The 19153-nt window shown below is 49.6% G+C and carries 19 protein-coding genes; all 19 read right to left on the bottom strand.

Going from position 1 to position 19153, the window contains the following annotated elements; all coding sequences use genetic code 11:
- Positions 1-177: 177 nt before the first annotated feature.
- The 19 genes from uvrB to R3289_RS02540 all read right to left on the bottom strand — a co-directional run bounded on the left by uvrB (position 178) and on the right by R3289_RS02540 (position 19136).
- A complete protein-coding gene (uvrB, locus tag R3289_RS02450) occupies positions 178-2202 on the bottom strand; it encodes an excinuclease ABC subunit UvrB (protein WP_318923841.1) in 2025 nt (674 codons plus the stop codon).
- 914 nt (positions 2203-3116) lie between these two features.
- Positions 3117-5288, bottom strand: coding sequence for a phage tail protein (locus R3289_RS02455; protein WP_318923843.1), 2172 nt, complete (start codon positions 5286-5288; stop codon positions 3117-3119).
- A gap of 3 nt (positions 5289-5291) precedes the next feature.
- On the bottom strand, positions 5292-5498 hold the full coding sequence (locus R3289_RS02460) for a hypothetical protein (RefSeq protein WP_318923844.1): 207 nt from the start codon (positions 5496-5498) through the stop codon (positions 5292-5294).
- The gene (locus R3289_RS02465) at positions 5479-5691 is read right to left on the bottom strand and encodes a hypothetical protein (RefSeq protein WP_318923846.1); all 213 of its coding nucleotides are present in this window, start codon (positions 5689-5691) and stop codon (positions 5479-5481) included. Before R3289_RS02465 ends, R3289_RS02460 begins: the two co-directional genes overlap by 20 nt.
- A 26-nt stretch (positions 5692-5717) precedes the next feature.
- Positions 5718-6467 (bottom strand): phage BR0599 family protein, encoded by a 750-nt coding sequence (locus R3289_RS02470; protein WP_318923847.1) that lies wholly within the window; start codon positions 6465-6467, stop codon positions 5718-5720.
- Positions 6454-8100, bottom strand: a complete 1647-nt coding sequence (locus R3289_RS02475) for a hypothetical protein (RefSeq protein WP_318923849.1) — start codon at positions 8098-8100, stop codon at positions 6454-6456. Before R3289_RS02475 ends, R3289_RS02470 begins: the two co-directional genes overlap by 14 nt.
- The gene (locus R3289_RS02480; RefSeq protein WP_318923851.1) at positions 8097-9071 is read right to left on the bottom strand and encodes a hypothetical protein; all 975 of its coding nucleotides are present in this window, start codon (positions 9069-9071) and stop codon (positions 8097-8099) included. The genes R3289_RS02475 and R3289_RS02480 overlap by 4 nt, the downstream gene beginning before the upstream one ends.
- Entirely contained in the window at positions 9071-9928 is an 858-nt protein-coding gene (locus tag R3289_RS02485; RefSeq protein ID WP_318923852.1) for a hypothetical protein, read from the bottom strand. The genes R3289_RS02480 and R3289_RS02485 overlap by 1 nt, the downstream gene beginning before the upstream one ends.
- Before the next feature lie 16 nt (positions 9929-9944).
- Positions 9945-11165 (bottom strand): hypothetical protein, encoded by a 1221-nt coding sequence (locus tag R3289_RS02490; RefSeq protein WP_318923854.1) that lies wholly within the window; start codon positions 11163-11165, stop codon positions 9945-9947.
- Positions 11158-11574: a hypothetical protein gene (locus R3289_RS02495; protein WP_318923855.1), complete on the bottom strand. Its 417-nt coding sequence runs from the start codon at positions 11572-11574 to the stop codon at positions 11158-11160. Before R3289_RS02495 ends, R3289_RS02490 begins: the two co-directional genes overlap by 8 nt.
- Entirely contained in the window at positions 11490-11822 is a 333-nt protein-coding gene (locus R3289_RS02500; protein WP_318923857.1) for a hypothetical protein, read from the bottom strand. Before R3289_RS02500 ends, R3289_RS02495 begins: the two co-directional genes overlap by 85 nt.
- Positions 11823-11901: 79 nt before the next feature.
- Positions 11902-12834: a phage tail tube protein gene (locus R3289_RS02505; RefSeq protein ID WP_318923859.1), complete on the bottom strand. Its 933-nt coding sequence runs from the start codon at positions 12832-12834 to the stop codon at positions 11902-11904.
- Positions 12824-13267 (bottom strand): hypothetical protein, encoded by a 444-nt coding sequence (locus tag R3289_RS02510; RefSeq protein ID WP_318923860.1) that lies wholly within the window; start codon positions 13265-13267, stop codon positions 12824-12826. The genes R3289_RS02505 and R3289_RS02510 overlap by 11 nt, the downstream gene beginning before the upstream one ends.
- On the bottom strand, positions 13267-13695 hold the full coding sequence (locus R3289_RS02515; RefSeq protein ID WP_318923862.1) for a gp436 family protein: 429 nt from the start codon (positions 13693-13695) through the stop codon (positions 13267-13269). The genes R3289_RS02510 and R3289_RS02515 overlap by 1 nt, the downstream gene beginning before the upstream one ends.
- Positions 13696-13762: 67 nt before the next feature.
- A complete protein-coding gene (locus R3289_RS02520) occupies positions 13763-14050 on the bottom strand; it encodes an HI1506-related protein (protein WP_318923863.1) in 288 nt (95 codons plus the stop codon).
- Positions 14051-14211: 161 nt separating this feature from the next.
- Complete coding sequence (locus R3289_RS02525; RefSeq protein ID WP_318923864.1) at positions 14212-15111, bottom strand: Mu-like prophage major head subunit gpT family protein; 900 nt, start codon at positions 15109-15111, stop codon at positions 14212-14214.
- A gap of 46 nt (positions 15112-15157) precedes the next feature.
- Positions 15158-15544, bottom strand: a complete 387-nt coding sequence (locus R3289_RS02530; protein ID WP_318923866.1) for a hypothetical protein — start codon at positions 15542-15544, stop codon at positions 15158-15160.
- A complete protein-coding gene (locus tag R3289_RS02535; protein ID WP_318923867.1) occupies positions 15544-16668 on the bottom strand; it encodes a phage protease in 1125 nt (374 codons plus the stop codon). Before R3289_RS02535 ends, R3289_RS02530 begins: the two co-directional genes overlap by 1 nt.
- A 287-nt stretch (positions 16669-16955) precedes the next feature.
- Positions 16956-19136 carry a S8 family peptidase gene (locus R3289_RS02540; RefSeq protein ID WP_318923868.1) on the bottom strand — a complete coding sequence of 727 codons (2181 nt, stop codon included), beginning with the start codon at positions 19134-19136 and terminating at the stop codon, positions 16956-16958.
- Between the last annotated feature and the right edge of the window lie 17 nt (positions 19137-19153).

Genomic DNA, 19153 nt, shown 5'->3' on the forward strand with positions numbered 1-19153 from the left:
GCACAAAAAAACAACATAAAAAAGTTGGCACGATGCCTGCATTATATAAATCGACTCTTAATTAAGAGTCAACCTAGCCAACTGACGTTGTTTGTGGATTTTTTTCACTAAAACAATGAGGCCAACCGAAATAATTATCGGTTGGTTTTTTTTTACCTGAAATTCAGAGTGGTAGGGTTAGCTATTTGCAATAAACTGCTGCCGGAAAGTATGGATCTTGTCACGGGTTTCGGCGGCTTTTTCGAACTCTAGGTTCTGCGCAAAATCATACATTTCCGTTTCCAGCTTCTGAATTTCCGTTTCCAGTTGCTGCGGCGACATGCTGGTGTAAGTTCCCTTACTTTCTGCAACCCTGTTTAGCTGGGCTGCTTTATTGATCCTGGCGCGCGAACTTGGCTTACCCAGCTCCAGGATATCACCCACTTTTTTATTCAGTGCCTGAGGTACGATGCCACGTTTTTCATTATAGGCATGTTGCTTCTCTCGGCGCCGGTTGGTTTCGTTAATAGCTCGCTCCATTGAGCCTGTTATTTTATCGCCATATAAAATAGCACGCCCTTCCAGGTTACGCGCCGCACGGCCAATGGTTTGGATCAACGAACGTTCAGAACGTAAGAATCCTTCTTTGTCAGCGTCAAGTATCGCCACCAGCGACACTTCCGGTATATCCAGACCTTCTCGTAACAGGTTGATCCCGATCAGCACATCAAATTCACCCAAACGCAGATCGCGAATGATCTCAACCCGCTCAACCGTATCAATATCGGAGTGAAGGTAGCGCACCTTAACACCATGCTCTGCCAGGTATTCCGTCAAGTCTTCCGCCATCCGTTTGGTCAGCGTTGTAACCAGTACCCGTTCTCCTTTTACTTCACGGATTCGGATTTCTGATAATAAATCATCAATCTGCGTGGCAACCGGACGAACTTCGATGATCGGATCGAGTAATCCTGTCGGACGTACTACCTGCTCTGCGATATCACCACCGGAGCGCTCTATTTCATATTTGCCCGGCGTCGCAGACACATAAACAGTTTGCGGGGCTAATGATTCAAACTCTTCAAACTTCATCGGACGATTATCCAATGCCGAAGGCAGGCGAAAACCGTACTCGACAAGGTTTTCCTTTCGCGAGCGATCCCCACGATACATAGCACCAATCTGCGACACCGTGACATGAGATTCGTCGATAATGAGCAAGCCATCAGCAGGCAAATAATCAAATAACGTCGGAGGCGGCTCACCCTCGGCACGTCCACTGAGGTAACGTGAATAGTTTTCGATCCCTGAGCAAAAACCCAGTTCATTCATCATTTCAATATCAAACTGAGTGCGCTGGGCAATACGCTGCTCTTCGACCAGCTTGTTATTATCGATTAACTGTTTACGGCGTATGACCAGCTCATCTTTGATCTTATCGATCGCCTCCAGTATTTTCTCGCGCGGGGTAACATAGTGAGTCTTCGGATAAATCGTACACCGTGGCAAATCACGCTGCTGGATCGCACCAGTCAACGGGTCAAAAACACTGATACAATCAACTTCAGCATCAAACAGCTCAATACGAATGGCATCATGTTCCGATTCTGCCGGGAAGACATCGATCACTTCCCCCCGAACGCGGAAAGTACCGCGCTCAAATACCATATCATTTCGCTTGTATTGCAGTTCAGCTAAACGACGCAGAATATCACGCTGATCAAGCATATCGCCCCGGCGCACATGCAACATCATTTTTAGGTAGGAGTCTGGATCACCCAGGCCATAAATCGCCGAAACTGAAGCAATAATGATCACATCACGACGCTCCATCAGCGCTTTCGTTGCTGACAGTCGCATCTGCTCAATATGTGCATTTACCGACGCATCTTTTTCGATGAAGGTATCCGTCGTCGGCACATACGCTTCAGGCTGATAATAGTCATAGTAGGATACGAAATATTCCACGGCATTATCAGGAAAGAATTCTTTCATTTCCCCGTAAAGCTGTGCTGCCAGCGTCTTGTTAGGCGCCATTATAAAGGTGGGACGATTGGCTTTCGCAATCACATTCGCCACCGTAAAAGTTTTACCTGAACCGGTAACCCCTAACAGGGTTTGATGAGCAAGGCCGGCATCTAACCCATCAAGCAGTTGATTGATCGCAGTAGGCTGATCACCCGATGGTGAAAAATGAGAAGACAGTTTGAACGCTTTGCTCATGCTTAGTTTCCGTTGCAAGGGAAGACATTACTTAGTTAGCTATTTTGCTACTATACCCAAGTAACTGCAAGATACAGGATTCAGAGTGAGCTCTTCGAGTTCAATTCAAGGCAAATCAGCGCAGGAAGATCCCTTTCAAGCTCACACTATCAAACCATTGATACGCCATCAGCTATAATACAACCTTCACTAACAAAAACCGCAAAGGCAAGACCTGTGTGATATTGGCTGGCCAACCTGCCAAAGCTGGAAATTAACGACAACCGACAACATGCATATCGTCAACCCAGACACCAAGACACTCCTGTTTGGGCTTTTTTATACCCTTTTTACTCAGGCATCTGGTTCTAAATACGAATAAATAATAACAAAATGAAAAGTAGGGATTGATCTAATTTTTACATAGGCGTATTATCACCGCCCACGGAGAAAATCACGCTCAGAAAGATTAGAAATCCGTATTGCAAATACAGTATAAAATTCCTTTTCATCATAACTCTTGATGAGAATTATCCACAGCTTGTTCATCTCCCGATGTAAATCAACTCACAATTGTTATATTAGAAAAAACAGTTTAAAGTATTTATTCTAACATCCTCTTAACACTTATTCTTTCCTATTGAATAACAAATGCTTATGCCTATAATTTCACACCGAGCAGGTTAAGACGGATCCGCCATCCTTTAGACCATATTACGTTTTTCTAACATTCATCAACACAGTTATCCACAGTTTCCGTGGATAACCGACTAAAGCCCTTGCCATTTCTGGCCTCGAAAAAATCAAGTGTTTTTTGATGTAATATTTTGCAGTCTCCTAATGACGTGTAGCCCGCCGCGCGGTGTGACAAAGGGAACCGCTTAGATTGGCAATTGGGTATTTGTCAGTTTAAGCGGTTTCTCTGTTTAGAGTGTTTAACTATCCGGACCTTTAAACACTTCAGTGGCGGGGGTAAACACTACATTGAATGTGTGGGTGAAGGGGTGCATTGCTTCATTGCCCGCTCGGGTGGCGGTTAGGGTGATGGTTAATCGCTGGGTTTCTGCCGGTATTTGGGTTTGATCCAATAGCAATTCAGTCTCGGTCGTCTCGCCTTGATAGAGTACTGCGCTGGTATCAGCATCCATTACCGATATCTGTGTGGTTGTGCCGGGTTCGGGGGCTCCGTCTGTGTACCAATTGGTCAGGTGCTGTGGCTCGACGACCTGGCTGATGCGGTTACGGTGTGACCATGTAACATTAACCGGCATAGTGATGGTTTCAGGCCAGTAACCTCCATTCAGTTTTACGTTAGTCACGCAGAGCGGTTTGGCGGCGCGCCCGACCAGATCAGTTGTAACGATAGTCGCCTCTTCCTCGGGTAATGCCCCTCGGGCCGTCACGGTTAAACCGCGGACACTCACCTGCTCACCGGTCGTGAACTCTGCCTCTAACGAGTCACCGTCAAGTGCTGTTATCACCGTCATCGCGGGGTGTTCGGTCGGAATAGTATCCAGCACGCCACGTTCAACGTCTGCCACCCTATCGACAACACTTTTCACCACCACCAACTCATCATTCAACTGGCACACTGCAGGCAGATCAGCGGCAAGCAGATTGCTGTCTATCATTCTGAGCTGGGTTGCCATCGGAGAAATCACCTCGGCCAGCATAGAGCTGTTAGCAAAAGAAGCGCGATGGCTGTAAATCCAGCGGCCAAAGTGGTTGTAATACAGTTCCGCGCCTAATGTATCACTGCTTGGTTTGCGGGCCATCCAGCCGACAAAACAGCTATGTTCATTCAGTACTGCCAGCTCTGACGGATTAAGGGTGGTGGCCAACAACCAGTAAGGCGATTCAACCATCTGTTGAATGACAATCGGCGCAGGTTCATTAATAGGGTCTTGCCAGCCGCTTGGTGGTGGCGGAATATAATCGCCGGTTGCGGCAGCAAAGATATCTTCCATCACATCGAGTTTTACTTCCGGCTGCGCCATGCTGCCCCGGCGCTTTTTCTGTACCCGCATAATATGGTTTAACCCGGCGGGCGGATACACCACCCGCACCACATCGCCCGGCTGATAAACGGATGCCGTGGTATCACAGTAGAGTTCGGTGGTCATCAGGCGGGCCGACAGCATTTTTAGCTCACGCATCGCAACCCGGTAGGCCAGCTGGGCATCATGGATCATCGGGAAATCCACGCTCTCGCCTATGGTGCGCCCAACGGCATGCACCATGGCCGAGTTGATCACGGTGACGGCGGCTTTTTCAAACGTCTTCGGATCGGTATAGGTCAGCGTCAGGGTGTTAATAATATCGGCCTGACTTCGACGGCGGACATTCTTCGCGGTCTTGATTTCTTTCACCGTCAGGGTTGGCAGCGCCTCTGGCTGATAATTATCCCGCGCCAGGCGCATGGTGACCAGGCCGCTGGCCTCGTCGGTAAACACATAGCCATTGAGGTAACGGCAGATATCTTTAACAAACTGCTCTACCGGTTGCTGCTTTACCCAGAGGGCATTAAGGCCAAACCTTTCTTGATAAAGCACATCAGCACAAGCCTGAAATGCCGCATTGTCGATATTGGCATTACCGGTGCCCCACTCCGGGCACTCGATCAACTCATGGATAATGTGGGCACCATTGAGGCCATTATCAATGACTGCCTTCGTGTTGTACCAGATAGCGTGACCATCCCAACCGGTGGAAAGGCGTTCGACCTCAACGGCCACCGGCGCGGGATAGCTGGAATTGCCCATTTCTGGCTGACGAAACACCAGGGCAGTGAGGTGACGAAAAGCACTCACCACCTTCTGCCCGTTAACTACCTGGCCGCAATGGTGAGCCAGATAGTCATTGACGCGCTGGCCGGCACGGCCAAAACAGACATCAATATCACCCACAATACCGCCATACTGGTCACGATCGCCAAACAATGTCGGCTGATCAACATGAATACGCGTGTTGCTCGATACCTTGGCCTGCCAACCGACCTTCTCACCAAACCAGATCCGCTTAATGGCATCGACGGGTCCATGGCATAACACCAGGTGCTGGCCCCAGAACCAGCGGTGCCCAGCAACCTGTTTTTTCTTTCTGCCCATGGACTACTCCTTGCCCTGTCTAAATTTAACCACCACGGCTGTCACCACCGGATCATCCAGCGCCAGCAAGGCATCACAATCGGCCCCGTTTTTCAGAAATTCTGCCCAGCTCAACCCGTAAGCTTCAAATACCCCCCGAGCCCCTGAGCAGCAGTAACCTATCGGGGCCAAATCTTTGGGGAAAATACGGTTACTTTCTGATTTCTTCATTCCTTAAATCCCCCCACCAATAAACGTTGCCACTGCTGATTTTTACCCGGCCAAATACCACCCCAAGCGGTTTGCCCTCTTCGATCACCGGGGCTTTGGGCTCTTGCGCATCCGGCGCGGTATGGGTTTGATTCATGGCGCGGTAACTCATAAAAAGTGATACCGCGAGAATAACCAGTTGAACCCAAAACATTTGACTCTCCTTTTTTTACGGACGGTTTAGCGGTCGATGGGATCGCCGATATAGGGATTCTTGGTGGGCAAATTCACCGCGCCACCGAAGTTAATGGCGTTATTAAAACGCGAATGACACGTCGCCAAGGTGCGGTCGCAACCTCGGGTCACTTCGACTTGTTCCCCCGGCGTGAACGTTGCCGGATGCAGCAGCCGCAGTGTCTTACTGCTGGGTTGAGTATCAATATAGTGATGGTTATGGCCCTGTTTAAGGCGGCCATAATGATATTCCAGCGACAGTGATTCATTGAGGGTAACGAGATTGCCATTAACCGCCGCCACGGTGACGGTTCGGGGGCTTTCCGTATGGCCGCACTTTCGGCTGCCTAACGAATAACGACAATGCGGGGTCACCGTTTCGGTCAGGCCGGTGATCTGCAGTTCAGTGTGAACCGCCTCCAGCTCGACACTGACAAAGCCGTCATTCCAGACTCCTGCCATCAATCGCCCCGCGAATACGGTATAAAACGTCAGGCCATCTTCAGAGCGCAGAATGGTGATTTTCGGCGCGACATTAAGCGGCGGATTTAACGCGATATTGGCCAGGGTACTGCCTGCCGACACCTCAAACGAGGTATCGGCACGCAACGGATCGTCAGACTGTTCGATTGAGGCTCCCCGTTCGATAGCGTGAGACTGCCAGTTAAATCCCTTATACAAAACATCCGATTGAGATGATGTAAACCGCCAGACATCCGCTTGAATTTCAATTTGATATAATTCAATAGTCGCCACTGGGCACCTCAACCATTTTTATATTGGCTGATAACAAATGACGACTATTGGTGACTAATTTGACATCATCCTCGTCCGGTCGCATCAGGCGCATAATATGCCCGCCGTTTAAATCAGCTGGCTCAACCGCACGATGATCTGTACCGCCCAGCTTAATAATTTCATTGCCGTTACTGTCGTAACCCACGGGTTGTGCCAACACCATCTGCACGCCATCGTGCCAGTTCAGATACAGATGCCTGCCGCCGAACTCGACCAGGCCCACCCGCTCAATAACGATTTGCTGTCGGTTACAATGTGCCGCGATGCGAATTTCGCGATGATAACTGACCCACCAACAGGCGTTTAAACGCCCGTTAAACTGATAGATAAACTGCTTTAACCGCCAGGCTTGCTGTCGCCCTTTGGCAATGAATTCAACATTGGTTGCATGGCGGCCATAATCACGGTCGATATCCATAATGTGATGGCCACTGGCTGTGGTTTTTTCACGCCAGGCGAATGCCATATCATCACTGACACCGCCGGATTTACCGCGCTGAACAATAACGGGCTTGCCCAGGTATTCAGTGTCAAAATCAGTGTTATAGGGAGGCGATAAGGGCTCAATCAATAACGGCTGGCTATTCACCCAGCTAATTTGCTGCTCGGTTCTTGCGCCTCGGCGTACGGATTTCACCCCGTCAGGGGCTCGGGCTGTTATGGCGGGCAAGACAATCACGTTCTTGTGGCTATACATTAGCGGACGTTTCAGCAACAGATTATCGACATTCACTTTATCGATGAACGCGACTTCGTACTCTCGTTCATTTTTATACAGCACCGCCATGCCACCACCACGAAACGAGCGTGAGGACACATCGGTATCAATGACTACATCACCAGCCTTTACCGTCACCGGCGGGGTTGCATCCGCCCATATCGGGATGACATGCATGCTCGTACCCTGCGATTCATAACGGGCATGTTGTTCCGCCGCCGCTAACGTCGGCAGGTTGTAACGGTATTCAATATGCTGAAGCGGTTTATCGGCATTCGACAAACGCTGTTCGCTGGCGCGGGTTTCAAGCACCGCAGTAAACCACTGCCATTGTTCAGTGACCGGATAAATCGGCGGATACGGCCAGAGAGCGATCCGCGAACCGTACACATGCAGCGTTGTTGTAACGGCACCGTTATTAAATTGCCACTGGTACTGGGCGTCAATATTCATTTCAACATCGAGTGACACCGCTAACTCGTAATCCCAATGGCCACCATAGGATGCAAGCGTCTTATCTGGATGGGGACCTGTAAGCGCTAAGCCTGTATCGTTATTTTTAGCTAAGGCATTGAGCGTAAGTGGCTTGGTGTAACTGCTCCACATTTCAATGGCATGCTCACTGGCATTGAGAATGAAACCCAGTTCGATCGTTGAAGGTGAAAGGAAAAGATTATTTTTAAACAGCGAATCCCAGAATCCATCAACAACAAACCCTGTGCCGTCAACCATGGGCTTCATTGGCAGTGAACTGGATGTTGAGACTGTACCAAAAAGAATCGTCCCGCAATCTACCGCCGGTATATCAGGAGGAATAATGGGCGGCGGATCGTTATACCAAAAATACGATAAAACGGGATACGCGGTATTCATACCGCGATACCCTTTATCACCGATGATGCAGGCAAATCACCCGATTCAAGCTGAATCGCCACGCCGTATTTCAACCGTTGAAATTGCGTCAACTGAAAGACAATCCACGGCCTGGAGCGATATTCAATGACCTTGGGCATATCGGCAAGCACCCAGTCCTCAATCGTTGTGATCCTCAATGTATTCAGCGAGTATTCAGGGGCAAACCGCCCATTTGACTGTTTCGCGCATAGCAGCCAAGGCATAAACAATCGGGTATTACTCGGCTTAAATCGCATATAAGCGGACATGGATTCCGAGTTATTTTGATGATAACCATAAATAGTGTCGTTCATATTTCTGGCATCATAAATACATTTCAGGATCGTTCTGGACGATGAATTGCCTTCGCTGGCTAAACGCATTTCATATGTTTTATTGTTTGCCGCTGAATAAACAATGCTGCTTTTATCAAGGTAAGATTGTGTACAGAACCGCCATTTATTTCTATAGGTCGCACTTGATACCCCATCTCCGCCAATGAAATAGGCTTCATCACCCGCAGTAATACTACCTATCCCCGTAGCAACAGAGCCGATCGAATAAAATGGCTCATGATTCGATAAGTTGACTAAACAAATACCAAACAGTTCTTCATTACTGAAAATATGGATATATACGGGGAAATGTAACGCAGAGCCGGTGCTGTTTCGTGAGTGGTGTGTTGTTTCCAGCCCCCTCCTATTTTCTAAGCCGGGAAAGCCACTGCGCCATGCTGTCCCACCATTGATATTCATATTGTGGCCAGTTTGCGAGTGATGAAACGCTTCAATTGCAATCGCAACAGGCTTGCTCTTGTGGGCGACCACAAACTGGGTGGTACCATTATCATATTTCAACGCCCAATGGGATGATGGGTGCTTAGAGAAAAACTGTTTGATATTCCCGACAAGTTCCTCTCGATTTGCCATCACGGTGGTGTAATAAGCCATCAATCTAACTCCAAGCACATAAAGTCTGAATCACCCGTTCGGTAAATGTTCTGTACTACCAAATATGATCGTAAATTGTCCGTCGTGTTTATCACTTGTCCTGTCGATGTATTTGGCCCGCTCATCTGATAAGCCCCGATAAACGCCCCAAGGCACCGATGTATTTTTGAGCAGGGATAGATGGGCATCATCCAATGATCATCATTTAAATAGTTGGTTTGTAGATTCAATGACAGGCCGTAATAATAATTGGGCTGATAAGGCCAAGTGTATTCCACACTGAGCCATGACTTGTCCAGCCAATGAATATGGCGGGCGTCATTCCTTGCAAATTGAAACGTGGATACGCCATCACTTTGCGTATTCCATTTAAAGCTGGAGGCCGTTCCTTCACCAAAGCATCCATACTGATCCGGCCAATGCGCTATGGATGCAAACATATTGACCCGTCCCATATAAATCACATGGGTTGTGGTCGATATTTGAGCGACAACTTTTAAATGCCGATGGTCGGCATCTGTAATAAAGTAATACGTTAGAGGCTGATCCCATAAATACATATAGTGATACGGGTTTTTATCCGGCATCTGCTCAAACGTTAACGCCTCAAAATACGCAGGCGCGCAATAGAGCTTCCAGTTAAAGCGTGCATCGGTCGGTTCTTCATCGGTTTTAAATGCGGCAATGAACCGTTCTTTTGATACCGCATCAACCGATTCAAGAATCAACTCATCAAATGCCGTATCAACGGTTCTTGGCTGCCAACGCTTTACCGTCCAGCCATTCTGCTGAGCAAACACCTTAAGCTTTGCCAACAAATCCCGATAGCCATTCGCCGTCCCTGTTTCCCACGCCATACCCAATCCTTAATATTTAAAAACTCGCCTTATTTCGCTGTACGATTTTCACCACCGCCTGCTCGCCGGAGTCGCTGCGCAGATACGCTTTCAGCTGCTGCTGGTTATCGAGGAACGCCACATGCACCGGCGGGGCGGCGACATTGACATTCGGGCTTCCACCGTACTGCATTGCCTGTTGTTGCTGGCTCTGCATGGTTTTCATCTGCTGCATGGCTGTGACCATCCAGCGGAAGTTGTCGGCCTGGGCCGGGTTTAAGACCATTTCGTCTTTGCGCAGCATCCAGGTGCCTTCGTTCTGCGCCGGTACGCGGTTGATCCCGTCGTGGGCCTGACCTGCCAGCGCCTGCCCGGCAACAATCCCCACCGAGGCATAACCCATGGTGCGCACCGCCGTTGACAGCGCCATCCCAACCGGCGGCGGCCCGAAGCTTAACGCCTTGGTGGCCGCCTCTTCGGTAGCCATGATCATCGACGGAATGGCCGCCAGTTTCTGGGCCGCAAACAGCACCCGATAGAAACCGCCCTGCTCTTCACCGGCTTGCTTTAAAAAGTTGGTGGTTATGCTGAGCTGCTGCTGGGTAAACGTCAGGGTCGATTCGGCAACCTGCGCCTGATACGCCGCCCGCTCGTCGGTGGCCTGCTTATCAATATCGGTTAAGTTGGCTTCATGGTCAGCCCGCAGTATTTCCCGATTGGCGAAATACTCCCGTTCCAGCTCATCTTGTAGCTGCTGGTTCTCTTGGGCTTGCGCATAGGCAGATTGAAATGACTGGGAGAGCCGCGCCAGGCGATCATCAAAAGCATACTCTTCACGGATCTTGGCCTGATTTTCCATGTCGGCCTGCATCGCCAGCCGCATCAGCCATGCGCCGTTGATTTCGTCTGATTCGGCGTAGAACGCCTCGATATCGCGTTTGTTTTGAGGCACTTGCTGCTGCATTTGCACTAGACGGTCTTGCCCGGCCTCATTGAGCAAGGCTCCCGGCCTATCGGTGGCCTTCTGGGCGGCGGCGACCGCTGAAAACCCGGCGGCGACACCCAGCAGCTGATTGCGCAGCGAGAACATCTGCCCTTCCAGCGCATCAGACTGATGGTTCATGGTGCGCATCTGACGGCCCGTGGTGGCCGACTGGTTGCCAAGGGAGGCAACCGCATTGTCAGCGCCGCGAACCTGACCGATAAACTGTTTGTTTTCTGCGTCAAAGCGCAGGGTAAATTTCAGATCTTTACTCACGCAGGTTCAGTTCCTCGGCCATGACGCTGGCGATTGATTTGAGTTTTTGATAATCATCGGGGTTGATGGTTCGGCCAGACAGGTCGGCATCGGCTTTGACCTGGCAGACATCCATCCCCAAGCAACAGAAGCCATTCCAGCGCAGAAAGGCGGGAATAGTGAGCCACCATTCGAGTACCTCGGCATGCTCCTGCCACACCTCAATATCATCATTTACTTTGGGTTCGGGGTTTTGACTTACCCCCCAACTGGCGAGTTCCTGCTGCCAGTCCTGCTCATCTTTCGCAGTCGCGGGCTGGCGCTTAATGGCCGCCCGAACTGCGTCTAAGAGTTTTTTGTGCTGGCCTGCCCGCTCATCGCTTTCAGGTAGGCCGACAAGGCTCCGGCGGTAAAGTGCGGGTTCAGACACGCCGCGTTGAGGTTTTCAGGGGTAAATGCCAATGATTCACCGCTTTCATCGGCGATACCCGACCAGCCGGTGATCACCTCGGCAAACATTTGTGCATCGCCTTTACGGCTCAGCTCATTAAATGTCTTGCTATCGACCAGCTTAAAATCGATGGTCATGTCAAAGGTTTCCACCTTGCCGCCATCAACCGGCACACTGATACTGACGGGCCAGGCTTTTACTTTTCGGTCTGCTACGAGCTTGAACATGGAAATAGTCCTTAGAGTCGAGTTTTAAGGGGCGAGAGTCGAGTAACGAGAAGCTAGAAACTAGATCCTCGCTGACTGTCTATCGGGTAATAAACTGATCGGCATTAGCGATAATGCGCAGCGGGATGCTGTAGGTCTGGGTGCCTTCCTGCTCGCCATAGGTCGGGCGGCCAAGTTGTACCCGAGGGCTTTGCCAGACCACCTGATTACCGATTGCGCCATTGGTGAATACCAGCTCGTGCTCATCACCGGCCTGCGCCAGGGCAAACACATCCAGCTCTGCCAGTTGCGGCGCTTCAATCACCATGGTGGCGGTCGGCTGGTAGTCGGTGATCATCACCTCTTCATGGCCGACATATTCCTGATACGGCACCTGGTTGGCCTGATCATATTCAAGGGAAATGAGCTTGGCCGCTGTGCCATCAATGGTGAAGCTGGAATGCTGCACCCCGATCTTCAGCGGTGTCAGCCAGGTTGAAAAATCGGGCGCGGGATGGACCTGCGCCTCTGCCGGTACATGCAGGCCGGTGAACACAAACTTGATCCCGCCGAAAGCTTTGGCCGCCGCGTTAAACGACAGGCTGCCCCGCGTGCCGACGACTTTGTGCAAGGTGCCGGACTGGTAGTAATAGAGCGTCAGGCTGCCGGTGGCATCATCATCGATGCTGTAAACAGTCTGGCTGTTCACTGCATCTTCGGTCACCCGACGCAAACAGGCCGCCATCAGATCGCCCCACGGCGCAGCCTTGGCCGGATCGTTCGATGCCGCCAAATCCACCGTGAATTCAACCGAGACATACACCTCGGTCATGATCTCTGCTGACTGGCCCAAAGCACCGTCATCGTATTCCAGTGCCTGAGATTCACCGGCGAGCGGCGTAATAGAAAACTCACGCCCCAGCACATGCTTCATCACCGCACCATTGGCGATGTTTTCTGCCGACAGCGCATCGACGCCATAGGTTGTTTCGGGGGCAAAGCCGATAATTTTTTTCCGTTCTTTACGAGCCATACGCGTTTTGATCCTCGGTATATTCCGTTACAAATTGATCGAGCCATGTCGCCCGTCCGCTCTCTACCGCCAGCAACCGGCCACTACCCAGCCAGTACGGCTCAAACTCATCATCTCCCGACCAGCCAAACAGCCGTTTTTTCAGCTCATCGCGCAACGGCTTCCAGTTGAGCGGCTTACTGTTACTGCTGGCATCAACAATCACCACACCCACGGTCACCGTAACGGTTTGCAGGTAGGCTCCGCTGCCACGCACATCGGGCTGCGGAGCATCACCGACCTGAAACACATACAGCGACGGGGTTCTGACGGTTTTGCTGCGTTTCAAGTCCAGCTGCGTCAACGAATCAAGTTCATGGACGTCAATCCAGGGCGGCTTGGCGTCAACGGTTAATTTCAACCTCTCGACCGTTAGCTTGATCAAATCGGCCATCAGATGAACCCCTTCGCACGGTCGCGACCAAAGACACTGCCCGCACTGGTGATGGTGGCGGTGTTGTTGCTCTCGGGCCTGGCATTGTTACTGTCCACACCGAGCTGCAATACGCCGCGCCCCACTTTTTCCAGATAGCTGATGGCGTCTTTATAGCGTTTGGCGACCTGGTGCTCATCACCCAGAACATCATCATTGAGGTAGTAACGCGCCAAATCACACGCCGTACGCGCCAGCACCCGAGGAACAATGTGGAGCGGCAGACTGTATCTGCCCCCCAGATAGCCATCGATGGTGGCGCAGGCATCATCGATTGCCTGGTTCAGCACTGAATCTACAACGGCACCGGCACTGCCATCGCGATCGGTCAGCGCAATCAGCTCTTGCTCACCAAAGCGGCCCTTCATATCGTCTCGGGTGCAATACATAGGGGGCTCCTAATTTAAGTGGCGAGGGACGAGAACCGAGGAAAAGCATCTCCTGATTCGAGTCTCGTTACTCTCCTCGACTCTTGCTGCTCGACTTCGCTTTACTTTTTTTGTTTACACCGTCAGATATACGTCCTTGAACCAGTGCCCCTGGCGTATCGTCTGACGCACCTGCTTCGGCATACGACACTGCAAGGCGTGGATCTGCTTCAAGCATGGCCAGCTGCGAGCAGGTAACTGTACCCGCAGCCAGAATGTTCTCCCCGGCGCTGAACGCCATGCCTGCACGGCGGTAGCCATCGTGCGCCACGCTTTTAACAACCAGCTTTTTATCGATAATATTGCATTTTTCCATAACATGAAGATCTCCGTAGATAAGGGACAAGGAACGAGTGAAAAGTGGCGAGTGGCGAGTGGCGAGTGGCGAGTAGAGAGTAGAGAGAAGCTAGGCTCTCGTTACTCGATACTCGAAACTCGAAACTAGCCCCTCGACTCTCGAAACTCGCTACTGAGTCACTACGCCAACCAAGGCACCACGACTAACTCGACGGCCTTGTAGTTGGTGTTCGATTCGCCCTGGGCTTTGTTTTCGGCTTCCAGCACTTTCTTCGCCGCACTGCGATTGCTCGGGCCACACACCAGCACGTTAGCCATGATCCCCAGCGGACGGCCTTCATCGGATTTAAACGCCATCATGGCGCTGACTGCCGCATCAAAGTTGGTGTCATCCAAAGCGGCTTTTGACGCAAAGGCTTGCTGCCAGAACGCGACGCCCCAGTTGCCGCGACCATCGACGCCATAGACATACTCGTCTGCCATGAATACATGATCAGACTGACCCGCATCGGTTTTCGCATTGAGGCGATAGTCTTTACGCTTCTGGTAGATGAACGGCTTGAGCGGTCGGCGAGTATCAAGCAGGAACCATGGCACCCCCGCGCCCGCCTGCATGTTCGCCACCGACTCCTCTTTACCCGTTTCAGGGTTTACTACCGGATGGTCGGGATCAAAGAAGTACTGGCCGTCGTAACACTTGGTGGTAAAGCCCGCCGCCATTAAGGCAAACAGCATTTCATCAGGATGCGAGGCACTGGCGTAACCCATTTCCTGATACAGCGGCATAAACACACCATAGGCATCGTCGTCGATGGCTTCGGCAGGAATGGCGACGGTGCTTTCGTACTTTTTGTTCTTTAGGGTGTAATCATGGCTGGCCAGTTTCTTGACCTGGCGATCACCCACCCATTCACGCAATCGGGGAAACTGACCTAACCAGGTATAGGCTTCCGCCGACGTCGATGAAGGCACCATGGTCGCGAACTGCGGCCACAGTGCTTTATAGCTGCCGCTTCCGGTGTTAAAGGCGGTTTTAATCGCCGTATAAAGGGCGCTTAAATTCTTTTGATTAATGTCCATGTGTTAATTGCTCCAAACTATTTGGCTCTATCCGGTATGCCCCGGCCTACTTGATGCCAAGGCTGACCCACACGCCGTCATCATCGATTTGAGTGATCACCCCGGCTTTGGGCCGCGTATTGGTGGCGCTACTCATTGACAAGGTGCGCTCATCGACAAAGAAGGCATCAGCCCCCACATCGGCGTTAGCGATATCACCGCTGTTGAGAAACTTGTGCTCGCCAACCTCAACACCGATACGGGTTTCACCATCAAAACCCGCGGTGTTGTCTACACCGAGATTCGACACACCGGCACAGATATCCGTCGCGGCTGCACTGGCGAAACCGACGGCCAACCCTGCAGCCAACATCACCACCGCATTACCGGCGATGTACTGGCCGCCTTTGACCGGATAATCTCGGCGGGTGCCTGTTCGTTTTGCTTCTCCCATTAGCTGTTATCCTTTTTGGCTGCCAGGAACGCGGTCTTATCAAGGTCACACGCCTTGAGCACGGCCAGCTCTTCTGCTGTCAGATCGTCATCGTTCTTGGTTTGGTTTGTAGTCTGCCGGGCCGCCGTTTGTTGCGAAGAGAGGGCCGCAATGGCCGGGCGGTTTTCTAACATTGCGGTTAGCGCGGCCACACCTTGCTGCTTGCCAAACTGAGTCAGGTAGTCCACTTCTGCTTCAACAATCTGGCCTTTGTCTTTGGCCTTACTGATGGTGCTTTCAATGCTGCCGGTATCAGAGCCTGCTTTTAGCACCGCCATCTGCTGAACCAGGCCGTTATACGTTTCTACCGGCACGTGTTTCGTCAGGTCGATTTCGCTGCCTTGTTTGGCTTTCAGTGTCGCGATACTGGTTTCCAGCTCGCCACTTTTATCCGCTTTGACTTTGAGGGCATCGATCGCGGTTAACGCCGCCTCGCCCTGGGCGTCGGTTAGCTGCGTATCGTCAGCGAGTTCGATACCGAGCTTGCCGAGCAGCTTTTTCAGTAGATCATTCACATTACGATCCTCCGTTTGACCGTACAGGTTGAAGTCAGCCGCCAGCGCTGCCAGCGATTCCATACCTACTACACCGGGATCGTTGGTGATAGCAGCCATGCGCAGCAGTAGCGGGCGACCTTGTTTGTCATAGGGGAAAACAGCAGAAAGAAAGGCGTACTCTTTGGCGTCGATATGGCCTTTCGCCGTATCGGTCCAATCGGGGCGAATATATAAACCCTGCCCTTCTCGCCACTCAATATCGATATCACTATTCAGCCAGCCGGACGCAATTGCCTTCTGACCATTCTCAGCGGTATTGAGGGTTTGATGCTCGTAGTCGATTAGCACTTTGGGTGCAGTAGCTTTGGTGGCCGCAATCATCTGCGCGGCAATATCGGCATCGATGTGCCAATGGCCATCAGCGGTATCGTGTGGCCGACCGTCACGGGCTTTGAACTTGCCCGCAGGCAGCAGCTGGTGCCAGCCGTTATCTGACTGGTTTAAGTCAGCGGCCAGTACGGCAACCTTACCGGTATGGTTGGCAGATAAAACTGCCTGGGCGATTTGAGTGCGTTTTGATGTTTTCATAGCGCCATGATGGCGCTATTTGGCTAGGGGGCGTGGTGGAAGGGGTTCGGGAATGAGGGTTTATTTAGGCAGAAACGGCTTAGAGTGCTCACACTAAGCCGATGCAGGATAAAAACGAATTAGATAGATTATATCTAACTTAGGTCGCTTAGATTCATGAAACCATGTGAAATTATAAGGTCCGAGATCTAAGACCAGCCCCGATGACTTAGTTTGAGTTAGGTCTCAGTGTTGCTATAAAATACTACCAATAGTTCGTTATTATCCGTCCTTTATAATTTGCATTCTTACAAACGAATTTGATTAGAGATTCTAATTGGCTGCAATGTCTGATTCTGTTGCAGTATGCTGTTGTAAATTGACGAATCACCTTGAGAGCGAATTGTGAGAACTAAAGAATATTGAATAGGTGGAAGCTGTTCTGTAGCAGATGCTCCCTGCTCTCTAGCACGATATTTAACATCAAATATCGGCTCATTTAACGTAGTCCTTTTAAATCGTTTGTTTCTTGATAAACATGTTTCCCATTTATGAGCGTCGTCTCTAAGTTCATGTTCATTGGAATACAACTCACCACAACTGAAGAAGCTTGACGGTTTTGGATGATTCCCTTCAGTAGGATACTTTTCCTTATTAGCTCTAAAGGTAATTTCAAGCCCACTTCTCGTGTAGTGAAGTGGGTGTTCAGGATCGGTTAGTGTATTTATACAAAAAGTGGCATTTAAATGTACCCACGTGCAATCAATATTCTTAGGAAGAGGCACCGGGATCCTAACATGTTGAGAAGAATTTAAAGTACCTTGGAAAATGATAGTTGCTTCGTCCTCTAAACATTCAACAACTTCTTCGGGATTGAGAGGGAATCTTCCCCAGCCAACCTCTTTAATGTCGTTTTCTTGTTTATCTGTTTTATGAACCATCAGGGCTTTTATTGTTGTCGCGGTTAAATCGAAATCGGTTATAGCATCAATACCCGCAGCTACACGAAGAACTGAAGGTGCTGAGTAACTCGTTCCCATAGTCCCTATTATTTGATGTGTCAAAGGACTGTAAACCATAAATGGATTTTCGTTTGAACCTCCAAAGGCTACACCATCAGGTTTAACTACCCCCGGACTTCTACCAGGCCCAATGCAGCTGTATGAAGATCTTTTCCAGGTATCGTCAGTCGAATCACATGCGCCAACTGACAAGCTATTAACCATATCACTAGGTGGTTGAATTCTGGACAATTCACCCGGCAAATCACCGTCATTGCCAATCGCAACTGTTGCTAAACAATTACCGTCCTGTAAGTACTGATCCAGTACTGACGTCCATACATGCACGTCATCATCTTCAACGGACATACGTGGCCCTAAACTAAGATTGATGTACTTATATTTTTTTTGCTTCAATACATTTTCTATTCGAGTTAACACATCAAATAAATCGGGATCATCATCATCCGGTGATAAAACTCTGACTATATCCACATTCGTATACGGTGAGCTTAACTTTTCATTGATATAGGGCCCAAAAAGATATGTAGAACACACTTCACTTCCATGAGCCAATAAGCTTGGGTGTAGAGAAGTGACATCTTCAGGTATTATTTCATTGACCCACGGACCAAGCGCATGTGCATTTCCCATACCACCATCAAAAATGCAGACTTTAAAGTTGTTGTTTAAGCTCTGGTACATAGGAAGAACTATATCACTTGCTATAACGTTTCTTATTACATCCGGCTTATTAAACCGCAATTTCGGAACACTTCTTAACGCCCTTAAGTGTGAAAAATCAGCCAGTTTTTCTTCATGCCCTTTAGGTAAGTTAACAGGTACAAAAGTTAAACCACCGACTACTTTAACACGAGCTTCTTCAAGGTTTCCGTCAAGATAGTGAAGATATTTTTTAAAGTCATCTATTACAGATTTGTCATGCTCAGATGCATGAATTACAACTTCCAACCGTAGAGTGCTAGATTCTTGAGTTATTGCTTTTATTTTTTCTTTTCGCTCAACACTCAAAATACTTTCAAAAGTACGAATGGAATTGAGCGTTGTTCCATCAATATTACCGCTTTTAACATCAGACATCAGCTTATGATATTCAGCTTTAGTTCCTGAAACATAGATGCATGATGAAACAGCTTGCACTGGATGCTTTTTTGTAGCCCATTTTTCTGGTTTTACCATCACTGGTTTTGAACCAAGATCATTCATACCATACTTTTGGAATAGCCTTTTGGGGTAATATGTTTTTGCCAAATAAGCCGGATGTTGTATAAACTTAACAACAATTTCACCATTGGCACATTCAATTTCTGGTTTAGAATCAAGTTGTGATAATGTTTGGCCTAAACCTTGGACAAACCTCTTTCGTGATTCATATTCAGAATAGGGGTGATTCTTATCACCACCACCACTCTTTATCTCAACAGTGTCAGTTAGTGTTTCACCATAGCCAATGATGACGTTCTTCATAAATATTCCTTATTCTT

The organism is Photobacterium sp. (assembly GCF_033720175.1).
GTDB lineage: Bacteria > Pseudomonadota > Gammaproteobacteria > Enterobacterales > Vibrionaceae > Photobacterium.